The sequence below is a fragment of the Streptomyces sp. TRM68367 genome (assembly GCF_014495685.1).
Lineage (GTDB): Bacteria > Actinomycetota > Actinomycetes > Streptomycetales > Streptomycetaceae > Streptomyces.
Genome location: NZ_JACTVI010000159.1, coordinates 1 through 10,741, shown reverse-complemented (window position 1 = coordinate 10,741; position 10,741 = coordinate 1). Strand labels below are relative to the sequence as shown.

Below are 10,741 nucleotides of genomic sequence, written 5' to 3'. Positions count from 1 at the left end.
GCGCAGTTCGTCGGGGTACTTGCGGGGAGCAGCCATGATCGGCATCCTTCCGGGTCTTCGATGTCTCCATCAAACCCGGGGCGATTCACCCTCCCGGAACGGCGAATTGTTGGGCCGTTGGGTGAGGGAGGGAACAAGGCCATGGACGTGCTGCACGAACGCTGGCCGGTCTGGACATCAGCAAGAAGGACGCCAAGGCATGCGTCCGCACCCCGAGCACGAAACGGCGGGGGTCGTTCACCACCCAGACCACGACCTGGGGCTCGACGACAAACGCGGTGCTCGCCCTCCGAGATCATCTGCTCGCCGCCGAGGTCACCCTCGTCGTGATCGAGGCCACCAGCGACTACTGGAAGCCGTTCTACTACCTGCTGGCCGAGGATTTGAACGTGATCCTCGTCAACGCCCGGCAGGTCAAGAATCTGCCCGGCCGCAAGACGGACGTCTCGGACGCGGCCTGGCTGGCCCAGCTCGGCGCCCACGGCCTGGTCCGTGCCTCGTTCGTGCCACCGCAGCCGGTCCGCGAACTGCGGGATCTGACCCGGGCTCGCACCCAGATGACCCGCGAGCGCGGGCAGATCGTCCAGCGGCTGGAGAAGCTGCTGGAGGACACCGGGATCAAACTCGCCGCGGTCGCCTCCGACCTCATGGGCGTCTCCGGCCGGGCCATGCTGGAGGCCCTCATCCGCGAGGAACGCGACCCGCAGATCCTCGCGGACCTGGCCAAACGCAAGCTCCGCAACAAGATCCCCGAACTCACCGAGGCCCTGACCGGCCGCTTCCGTGACCACCATGCGTTCCTGGCCCGGCTGTATCTGGACCAGTACGACCAGCTCACCGGCGCCATCGGGCGGCTGGATGAGCGGATCGAGGAGGCGATGGCCCCCTTTCAGGGCAGCCTCGACCTGCTCGACACCATCCCCGGGATCAACCGGGCCACCGCCGAGGTCATCATCGCGGAGACCGGCGGCAACATGAGCCGGTTCCCCTCCGCCAAGCACCTGGCGTCCTGGGCCGGGGTCTGTCCCGGCCACCACGAGTCGGCCGGCCGCACCAAGACCACCAAGGTCCGTCCCGGCAATCCGTATCTCAAGGGCGCCCTCGGCCTGGCCGCGTTCGGCGCGGTGAGAACCAAAGACACCTACCTGCAGGCCCGTTACAAGCGGCTGACCGCACGCCGTGGTCCGCTCAGGGCCCTGGTCGCCGTCGAGCACTCGATCATCACCGCGATCTGGCACATGCTCACCGACAGCGTCCCCTACGACGAGCTCGGCGGTACTTCACCCAGCGTGACCCCGAACGCGCCACCCGACGCGCGCTCAACACCCTCAACCAACTCGGGTACACCGTCACCCTCAACCCGATCGAAAGCGCGGCCTGACTGCCCACAGAGCAAGTGCCCGGCGGCCTCCACGACCGCCGGGCACCCAGCCCTGCCCAAACAGTCCCTGACCTGGAGCTATTTACGCGTCAGACGCTCTCTTCAGATCTCCATGCCTTCAATCACGTTGAGACGACATAGGCTGCTCGCTCCTCGTCGCTGAGCGAGATCGAGGCGAGCATCCGCTGAAGGTTCTCTTTGCCCTCCAGCAGCTGGCCCCTGGAGGAATCCTTCGGGGTGTAGAAGTCGCAGTGTGCGCAGGCCATGCGGTGCGGGCACTGCTCGAAGAAGGTGTAGGTGCACCAGCCGTGACCGAGGTCGTAGTACTGCCAGGGCTCCCCGCTGACGGCGGCGCCGGAGGCGACCGCGTCCCGGTCGACGAGGACTTCGATGGTGCGGACGTTGCGCTCGAAGTACCCGGCGTCGCTGTATGCCTTGACCAGCTTGTCCGGGCTGATCTTGACGTAATGCTGAGTCGTTTCTGCTGAGCGGTGTCCGAGCCAGGCTTGCAGTTCGAACAGCGCGGGCGTTGATGCGGTGCACGGTGGAGTTCAGCAGCTCCACCAGGGTGTCGGTGATCTCCCGCTCGCGGCGGAAGACCAGGGCGGCGAGCAGCACGTGCCGCACCTCGGGGCCAAAGCGCCGCTACCGGGAGACGTCTCTGCCCCTCCACCGGCTGCGCGTATACCCCGCGTGATCGCGGTCAACAGGGCGCTTATCCTGCCCTGGTGTGGGCAGGGCCGCCGGAGGTGCTGCGGTGGATCCTGCCCTCGTGTGGAGTAGGTCCGCCGCAGGCTGCGGTGGGAGTGAGATCGGAGAGTTTGTCGTGGAGATGCTCGTTGCCGGACGTTATCGGCTGGTCGAGCAGGTCGGCCGGGGCGGAATGGGTGCTGTCTGGCGGGCCGAGGACACGCTGCTGGGCCGTGAGGTCGCCGTCAAGCTGCTCACCGCCCGCCCGGAGGCCGACACACAGGAGCTGCGTCACCGCTACGAGCGCGTTCGACGTGAGGCGCGCAGCGCAGCGATGATCAACCACCGCAATGTGGTGATGGTTCACGACGTTGTCGAGGACAGCCAGGGGCTGCCGTGCATCGTCATGGAGCTGGTGCAGGGCCGGTCGTTGGCGCAACGGGTCGCGGAAGACGGTCCGCTCACCGCGCCGGAGGTGGCGAGTATCGGCCGTGAAGTTCTCGCCGCGCTGCGCGCCGCGCACGAAGTCGGGGTCCTACACCGGGACGTGAAGCCAGGCAACGTGCTGCTTGCCGCCGACGGCCGGGTGGTGCTCACCGACTTCGGCATCGCCGTGTGGGCCGGCGCGGCATCCCTGACCCGGAGCGGTGAGCTGACTGGCTCGGCCGGCTACATCGCCCCTGAGCGTCTGCGCGCAGGCGGCGCGCCCGGGCCCGCTTCCGACCTGTGGGCTCTGGGCGCCACGCTGTACTACGCGGTGGAGGGCCACGGCCCGTTCGAACGGCCCACCGCGCTCGAGGAGGCGTACGCGACCGTGGCCGAGGAGCCGCACCCGATGCGGGGCGCCGGCGCCCTCGCCCCGATCCTGGAAGGCCTGTTGGCCAAGATCCCACAGGCCCGACGGACAGCCGAACAAGCCGAGCAGCTACTCAGGTCCGTCGCCGAGGACACCCCATCGAAGCCGGGACCTGCCGATCCGCCGACGGCCCTGACGGAGTCGGCCAAACGCGCCCTCGCTGAACGGGCCTCCGACCCGAACGCGGGCCGGACCCGCCGCGCGAGACGTCCGCGCATACGGCCGCAGGCGGCCGTGACGGCGATCGGGGCATCTCTGGCCACCGTCGCCGCGCTGGCCTGGGGCGCCAACGGCTACGCCCAACAGGACGTCACCCCGCGCGTCACGGCCCGGCACTCGGCAAACACCTCGCTCAGTTGCGGCGCGGCTCCTTCAGCCACCCTCCCAGCCCGCTACCGCTGGGTGCACTACCTGGGCGGCACCGTCGCAGTGCCCACCGCTTGGCGGAGCAAAGAACGCAGCGACGGACAGCAGGTTGACTTCATCGACCCCACCAACCGCGTGCTCCTGCGCATCGGGCGTACCGACCTCGCCGGCACCGACCCCGTCGCCGGCTGGACGAGCCTGGAAAAGATGCTCAGCAAGAATTTCAAGGACTACCGGCGGCTACGTCTGGAGAAAACCTGCCAGCAGGGACGACCGGCAGCCGTGTGGGAGTTCACCTGGCAGGCCAGTGTCCGGTACCGCGCCATCGACCTGGGCTGGAGCGATGCCCGCCAGAACGGCTACGGAATCTACCTCTCCGCCCCCGCCGTCCAGTGGCAGACCTACCAGCCTGTCTTCGATACCGCTGTCGCCACCATCCACACCAGCTGAGTAGGGTCGGGGACTGGCGCGGTGGCTTCCGCTCCGTTTCCAGCCCCCGCCGCTTCAAACCGTGCGTGCGGTTCTCGCGCACACGGCTTTCCGACATCGTTCACCGACTGGCATGCGCCGTCGCCCTGTGCACGTTTCCGGTGAGGCGGTAGACGCCGAGCCGGGAGATCCATCCGTAGGTGAATCGGGTGGTCCAGTTCCGGCCTCGGAGTCTGTGTTTCCGGCTGGCGAAGATGGCCAGCCGTTCGTGGACGTAGCCGTCGACCGCGTTGAATCTCCGCCCGGAGTTCCCGTTGCGGAAGTACGCTGACCAGCCCGCAGCACGGAGTTGAGGTCGGCGACCACGGCTGACACCGGCCGCTCGGTCACCACCCCCCTACAGCAGCTCGCCAGCCTGCCCCACAACCGACCGCGCGTCGGGACTGCTTCGGCACGATCGACCACGACGCGCTCATGGCCCAGGTGGCCCGGCATCCCGCCGAACGACCGCCATTTCGCCACTGGAGCCGAGGCTCGTGACGCTGGCGTCGCCACGCGCACTCGTCTCGGCCATGCGGTCGATGTGCACGGCAGGTGTAGTCGGCGGCGAAGCCGACGCAGGGTCCGCAGACCTCGGTGCCGTCGTCACCGCGCGCGATCAGTGGCTGGATCATGCGGCAGCGAGGGCACTCGGCCGGTGACCGGAGCACGGCGGTGTAGCAGGTCATGCAGACCTGCCCGATGGGCCATCGGGTGTTGACCGGCTTGGTCCGGCCGCAGCGGGCGCACGGCTCACCGGTGCGGTGTCGCTGGTAGCAGGTGGCGCAGATCGGCTGGCCCTGTGGATCGCGGCTGGTACAGGGGCGGACCCGGCTGCAGATTGAGCAGGTCGCCTCGGGGCTCTGGTAGCAGCCGTCGCAGAGGTCCGGCTGTCCGTCGCGTGCGTTGCGGGCGATGCGCTTGAGCTGTCCGCACCGACCGCAGAGCCGTCGTGGCCGGCGATGGCGGTTGTAGCAGAGGTGGCAGAGTGCGCCGTCGTCGTCAACGAGGGCAGCGGCTGCGGACTTTCCACAGCTCACGCAGGTGTGCATCGGGCGTTTCCAGCACCTCATGCACAGCCCTCGGCCGTCGTCCCGTCGCACCACCGGGTGTCGGAGCTGACCGCAGTCGGCGCACTCCTCGAACGTTGAGGGGTCCGCTGCGGACGCGCCGGCGAGCAGGTCGGTCAGGTACAGGACCAGTCGCTCGACGGTGGGCTCGTTGAACAGCACGTTCGTGTTGATGGGCAGCTCCATCAGCTCTTCCATCTGCTGCTTGAGACGGGTCAGCCGCAGCGATGTGAGACCCAGATCGAAGTAGCTGGTCTGCAAGGGGAGTTCCTCGTCGGGCTCCTTCAGCAGAGCGTCCTTGAACAGCTCCTCGACGAGGGCCTCTACCTCGCCTGATCTCATGGGCGGGCAGCTCACGCAGCTGTCCCAGGGATATGTGCGCATCAGGCATGTGGTTACCGATCCGGAGGGCAGAGCCGGTGGTGAGCACCGGCGTATGGGCGTCAAGCCAAACACCGGCAGCTGACACGCCGCTGACCCACCACTGGCCCGGGCACAGCAATGCGGGACGGCCGGCCCGACGTGGTGCGTCGGTCCGGCCGTCCACGGCCCAGGGCTCAGATCCGGCGATACGTCCTCACCGCTCGGCGCGCGGCCGCATGAACCGCACGATCATGCTGGCGGCGAGGCAGAAGACCACAAGGGGAATCAGTCCCATGCCGAAGGCCTCCGGATAGTCTGCCGGTACCGGTGTCCCACCGAGTACCGGAAAGAAGACGGTACCGACGATGGCCACGCCGACCGCGACCGCGCCCTCCTGCACGGTGTTGACCACACCGGAGGCCCCGGCGGCGTGCTCTGGGTCGGCGCCCGCGAGGACGGCACCAGTCAACGGACCAGTCGTCATGCCCATCCCGACGCCAGCGACGACCAGCGGAGGGATGATCCACAGAATGTGGCCGTCGGTGCCGAGCCACGCGGCGGTCAGCCCGGCCACGGCATAACCGCCGGCCAGGGTGAGTGGGCCTGCCGCGTACAGGTGGTGGCCCAAGCGCTCGGCCAACCTGGTGGACAGCAACGACGAGCCGAAGTACCCGCCGCCGAGCGTGAGGAAGACCAACCCGGACTCGACCGGGGACAGGCTCCTGCCCTGCTGCAGATAGAGCGCGAGTACGAAGAAGAACGAGCCCATGGCCAGGAAGTACGTCAGCATGGCGACGAGTCCGACCGAGAACGTACGGCCACGGAACAGCGCCAGTTCGATCAGCGGGCTGAGACCCTGCCGGGTACGGCGGCGCTGGTGGGAGACGAAGCTGACACCCAGCGGCACCGCGGCCGCGAGCAGCAGCCAGCTCCACAGCGGCCAATCCTGCTCCTGACCTTGGACGAGCGCGTACACGACGGCCACCAGGGTCACAGTCGACAGGACCGCGCCGACCAAGTCGAGCCGCCCGCCGTCGGCGCCCCGGGACTCGGGGATCAGACGCGGCGTCAGGAAGAGGGCCACCACACCCACCGGCAGGTTGATCAGGAAGATGGTCCGCCAGTCAAGTCCGGCCACGTCGGCCGAGATCAGGACGCCACCGATGACCTGGCCGAAGACCCCAGCGAGACCGATCACCAAGCCGTAGACGACGAAGGCACGGGCCCGAGCCGCCCCGGTGTAGACGACCCCCAGGATACCGAGCACCTGAGGAACCATCAGCGCGGCCGCCGCACCCTGCAGCACCCGGAAGGCGATCAGAGCGTCGGCGTTCTGAGCCACAGCGCACAGTCCGGACGCGATGGTGAACCCCAGCATTCCGAGTGCGAACATACGGCGCCTGCCGTAGAGGTCACCGAGCCGCCCACCGGTGATCATGCTCGCGGTGAAGGCAACCCCGTAGCCGACGATGACCAGCTGCGACTGGGCGTCGTTGGCCCGCAGATCGGCCTGGATGGAGGGCACGGCGACGTTAGTGATGAAGTAGTCGAGGACGGTGATGAAGGTGCCCACCATTACGATGGCCAGCGCACCCCAGCCAGGTCCGCCCGCACCGGCCGGTGGTGTCACCTCTTCCTCGAAGCTGGTGCCGGAGTCGGCGTCGGTAGTCATGGTGGCGCTCCTCGTGGGGGAGAGTAGGCTGCTGTGCTCGGTCGTTTCTGGCCGGACGGAAACGGGCGGACCCCCTAACCACGGGGGTCCGCCCGGTGTCACCCCTGCTGTGGGCTGTCCTCAGGAGCCGGGCACCTTGTCAAGGAAGCCGTAAACGCCCTTGATCCTTCCGGCGCCGTCGGTCACCGCCACGTCAAAACCGATGGCGACGTTCCCGCCGCCGGTGGCGGGAACCAGCTCCCACTGGAAGCGGGCGATGTGGTGATTGGCGTCAACGTCACCGACAATCTTGAATTCGTAGCCCTTGAACTGGTCACGGGCGCCCGCGATCACGGCGCCGACACCAGCGTGCCCCTGCACGTCGGCCAGCGGGTCGGTGTACGTGGCATCCGCGGTGAACAGGTCGGAGATCGCCTGGGCACGCTTGCCCTCGTCCGCCTCGTTCCGGATAGCGATGTAACGGCCGGCCAGTTCGGTCAGGTCACTCACGCGTACTTTCTCCCGTTCGTCTCGATCGGCTGATGTCCGAAATCCTGGCCTGGATCGGCTGTCCGATCCATGACCTCACAGGTCATGGGACCCCGGACACGGCCCCCTAGACTTGTGGCATGAGCGTTGCAGTCGAAGCCCCGCCGGTCGGTGAACTGCTGCGGACCTGGCGTGAACGACGTCGGTTCAGCCAGCAGGAGCTGTCCAACCGATCGCGGGTCTCCACCCGGCACCTCAGCCGGGTCGAGACCGGCAAGGCGCACCCAACACCGGAGATGCTCATGCACCTCTTCAACAACCTGGATGTGCCGCTGCGGGATCGCAACCGACTCCTGCTGGCCGCCGGCTACGCACCGCGCTATCAAGATCGCCAATTGGACGACGTATCGATTGCGGTAGTGATGGACGGCATGCGCCGACTCCTCGGTGCCCACCTGCCGTACCCCGCGCTCCTGCTGGACGATCACTGGGACATCGTGGACGCCAACGCTGCCGTTGATCAGCTGCTGGCTGGTTGCGCGCCGGAGCTGCTGGAGCCGCCGATCAATGTGGTGCGGGTCTGTCTTCATCCGGACGGGTTGGCCAGCCGGATCGGCAATCTCGCGGAGTGGGGCAGCCATCTTCTGAGGCAGGTGAGCCACCGTGCGGAGCGCACCCATGACCAGCGTCACCACGAGCTTGCCACAGAGATCGCCGGGTACCTCGACAAACCCGATGCTGCCACCCCCCTGACGGGACCGGTGATCACCCTCGAAATCGACGTGGATGGCACCACGCTCCGGTTCTTCAGCACCTCCGCCGCTCTCAGCACTGCTTCCGATGCCGCCTTGGAAGGGCTGCATCTGGAGACGTTCCTGCCGGCCGACGACAAGACCCGACGCCGGCTCGACCAGCGGTAGGCAGTTCGGCGCATCGACCACGGAAGGTGGCCGCGACCAAGTCAGCTCGGCGTGGTGCTGCCACTCCGTCGGATGTGCCAGCACGTCTCGGTGGTAGGCAGCCAGACGCAGGTCAGCGCCGGTTGGCCTGGGGAATCAAGCCGAGCGAGCGAGTCGATCGAGGTCCGCTTCGGCACGAGCCGGGCCGGGGCCGTCGACGTCGCGCTCTACACCACAGCGTCCGTCGACGCGGTGGTCGCCGCACACCCCGAAGTTGACTGGGCGCAGCTGCGTGCGGTGGAGAAAGGCCGGCGCTCCCCGCTCGCCGCTCTGCAGGCTGCACCGGCCTGACCGGCGCGGCCGAGTACGAGGCGGGCCCGGCCTTCCGATCCAGCGGAGGTCCGGGCCCGCGCCGTACGCCGTCCCGCATGGCCCGATCGGGGTTAGTGCGTGTTTCCGAACTCCAGGGCGAGGTCAGGGAGTCTCCGGCGCTGGCTTGCGGGCCAGGTCGTTGTTGAAGCTCACCGTTTCGGCCGGCCTGGCGTCGATCATGTAGGGGCTGAGTTTGGCGGTGAGTGTCGGCGTCGAGCTCAGGAGCGCCGGTCCCCACCGAGTCCCGCCGGCTCACCCACAGCCGATCACGCTTAACAACGCCTTGGACCGTCTCTGCACCAACTGGTGGAGGAGGCCGGGACGCTAGAAGCGGTCGAGGCGACAGCCGGCCAGCGCCGGCTCGACGGTGCCGTCGACCAGCTCCCTCGCGACCAGTCGGCCCACGCCTGGGGCGAGCGTGACTGCCGCGTGCATCACCGCCAGGTACAGGCCGGGAACCCCGGCGACCGGGCCGACTATGGGCTCGCCATCGGCCGGCATGGGGCGTGCGCCGACTCGGGTGCTGAGCAGCTCGACGCTCGCGGCGCCGCGGAAGGTGGACCGGATGGCGGCCAGAGTCTGTTCCGGCGAATCTGCAGCGGCGATGATCCGGTCCGTGGCGACCTGCCGAAGATCAAAGTCCTGAGTGTTGACTACCGTGCGGACCAGACCGGCCGGCGCGCGGAACCGGAAGAGCGTCGTCGGCGACGGGTCGACCGGGACACGTAGGCCCAGCGGCGCTGCCAGCGCGGCCGTCGCCACTCCGGCCGCGAGCACCACAGTCGCGCCAGACAGGGGCCCCGTGGCCGTCTCGACCCCGACGACCCGACCCGCGGCGTCTCGGCGGATAGCGGTGACCGGGACGCCCGGATGTACTTGTGCGCCGTGATCGCGGGCACCCTCGATCAGCCGCTCGGTCACACCCACCGGGTCGACAGCGCCTTCGCCGGGTGCCCAGACGGCCCAGTCCGGGGGCTGCAGCAGGTTGGGCTCAAGCGTCGCCGCGGTGGCCGCGTCGACGATCTTCTGCCCGGGCCCGGCTTCCGGCGCACTGTCCCCCGCACGCCACGACAGTGAGCCGGACCAGGTCACGGGAAGTCCCGGTAGCTCGGCCTCGAGCCGACGGTACTCGTCTGTCGCCGCCGCCCGCAGCCCGGCGGCGCAACCGCGAGATCCTTGCTTACTGACTGGCTCGACATTCTGACGAGGCTACTGTCCGCCGACGCTCCGTACCCGGGCTTTTCCGCCCCAGCTCAGAGGTGGCGCCACAGGTGCTGTCAGTTTCCTACGTCGGCTGGCGCCGGTTTCCTCGGCCAGCTGGGGGTGGCCCCCTTTCGGGCTAGACGCCTGGTCATGAGAGTGATGGCCGCCCAGGTGATCAGCGTCTCGGAGTGCTGGATGAGGCGTTCGTAGTCTCTCGCGTGGCGGCGGGCATGCATCATCCACGCAAGACTGCTGATGGTGAGGTTGAGGTGCTGTTTCGCCCAATCCACGAGCTTCCCGGCGTAAGCGGAGTCGGCCCACACGATCGTGATCTCGGGGTGCATCAGGCGCAGACGGAACAGGATTTCCTTCGCCGCTGCCGCGTCATGCAGGTCCGCGGGGGTGACCATCACCATGAGGGGCAGGCCGCGTGTGTCGACCACCATGTGGCGCTTGCGCCCATTGATTTTCTTGCCTGCGTCGTAGCCACGGGTGGCCTTGGAGACTGTCTCAGCGGCTTTCACGCTCTGGGAGTCGATCACGGTTGCCACGGCCCGGGGGCCTTTGCCCATGTCGCGGCGGATCCGGCTGGCGAGATGATCGCGGATCTGGCCGATGATCCCGGCGGCGGCCCAGCGGGCCATGAACCCCCAGACCGTGCGCCAGGGTGGGAAGTCGGCAGGCAGGGCCCGCCATTTGCATCCGGTGTCGACGACGTAGCGGATCGCATCGACGATCTCGCGGCGCGGGTGTTTCTCCGGCCGGCCACCCTTGCTGGTCTCGCATGCCGGGGTCGGCAGCAGCGGTTCGAGCAGGGCCCATTCGGCGTTGGTGGTGTCCCGGTGGCCGAGTCCGAGGACCCGGCACCGAGACCGACCCGCCGCCGCTTCTCCCCGGAGTACAAGCTGCGCATGGTCGCCGAGTACGACGCCG

At 68.2% G+C, this 10,741-nt stretch carries 10 protein-coding genes and 2 pseudogenes; 5 read left to right on the top strand and 7 right to left on the bottom strand.

All coding sequences use genetic code 11. The features are described from left to right. Positions 1-141 precede the first annotated feature (141 nt). A pseudogene (locus H8R17_RS42760) lies at positions 142-1,381 on the top strand (IS110 family transposase). 122 nt (positions 1,382-1,503) lie between these two features. Here H8R17_RS42760 and H8R17_RS46045 read toward each other — a convergent pair. Then, positions 1,504-1,647, bottom strand: a complete 144-nt coding sequence (locus tag H8R17_RS46045; protein ID WP_223126118.1) for a hypothetical protein — start codon at positions 1,645-1,647, stop codon at positions 1,504-1,506. Between the two features lie 42 nt (positions 1,648-1,689). Between H8R17_RS46045 and H8R17_RS42755 the strand changes: the two genes are divergently transcribed. Beyond that, complete coding sequence (locus H8R17_RS42755; RefSeq protein ID WP_187828578.1) at positions 1,690-1,869, top strand: hypothetical protein; 180 nt, start codon at positions 1,690-1,692, stop codon at positions 1,867-1,869. Between the two features lie 344 nt (positions 1,870-2,213). Next, positions 2,214-3,743 (top strand): serine/threonine-protein kinase, encoded by a 1,530-nt coding sequence (locus tag H8R17_RS42750; protein WP_187828581.1) that lies wholly within the window; start codon positions 2,214-2,216, stop codon positions 3,741-3,743. 100 nt (positions 3,744-3,843) lie between these two features. Here H8R17_RS42750 and H8R17_RS49635 read toward each other — a convergent pair. The 4 genes and pseudogenes from H8R17_RS49635 to H8R17_RS42730 all read right to left on the bottom strand — a co-directional run. Then, positions 3,844-4,050, bottom strand: a pseudogene (locus H8R17_RS49635) (group II intron maturase-specific domain-containing protein); the annotation flags it as partial. A gap of 58 nt (positions 4,051-4,108) precedes the next feature. Then, positions 4,109-5,173 (bottom strand): acyl carrier protein, encoded by a 1,065-nt coding sequence (locus H8R17_RS48185; RefSeq protein WP_262505966.1) that lies wholly within the window; start codon positions 5,171-5,173, stop codon positions 4,109-4,111. Between the two features lie 235 nt (positions 5,174-5,408). Then, positions 5,409-6,866, bottom strand: a complete 1,458-nt coding sequence (locus H8R17_RS42735; RefSeq protein WP_187828577.1) for an MFS transporter — start codon at positions 6,864-6,866, stop codon at positions 5,409-5,411. Positions 6,867-6,986: 120 nt separating this feature from the next. After that, a complete protein-coding gene (locus H8R17_RS42730; protein ID WP_187828576.1) occupies positions 6,987-7,355 on the bottom strand; it encodes a nuclear transport factor 2 family protein in 369 nt (122 codons plus the stop codon). Positions 7,356-7,474: 119 nt separating this feature from the next. On the opposite strand from H8R17_RS42730, the gene H8R17_RS42725 reads away from it, so the two are divergent. Together H8R17_RS42725 and H8R17_RS42720 are read left to right on the top strand one after the other, a co-directional pair. Then, positions 7,475-8,254 (top strand): helix-turn-helix domain-containing protein, encoded by a 780-nt coding sequence (locus H8R17_RS42725; protein WP_187828575.1) that lies wholly within the window; start codon positions 7,475-7,477, stop codon positions 8,252-8,254. A 72-nt stretch (positions 8,255-8,326) separates the two neighbouring features. Further along, the gene (locus H8R17_RS42720) at positions 8,327-8,584 is read left to right on the top strand and encodes a hypothetical protein (protein WP_187828582.1); all 258 of its coding nucleotides are present in this window, start codon (positions 8,327-8,329) and stop codon (positions 8,582-8,584) included. Between the two features lie 345 nt (positions 8,585-8,929). Here H8R17_RS42720 and H8R17_RS42715 read toward each other — a convergent pair whose 3' ends face one another. After that, complete coding sequence (locus tag H8R17_RS42715) at positions 8,930-9,757, bottom strand: FAD-binding oxidoreductase (protein ID WP_187828580.1); 828 nt, start codon at positions 9,755-9,757, stop codon at positions 8,930-8,932. Between the two features lie 125 nt (positions 9,758-9,882). After that, positions 9,883-10,623: an IS5 family transposase gene (locus tag H8R17_RS42710; protein WP_187828579.1), complete on the bottom strand. Its 741-nt coding sequence runs from the start codon at positions 10,621-10,623 to the stop codon at positions 9,883-9,885. Positions 10,624-10,741 lie beyond the last annotated feature (118 nt).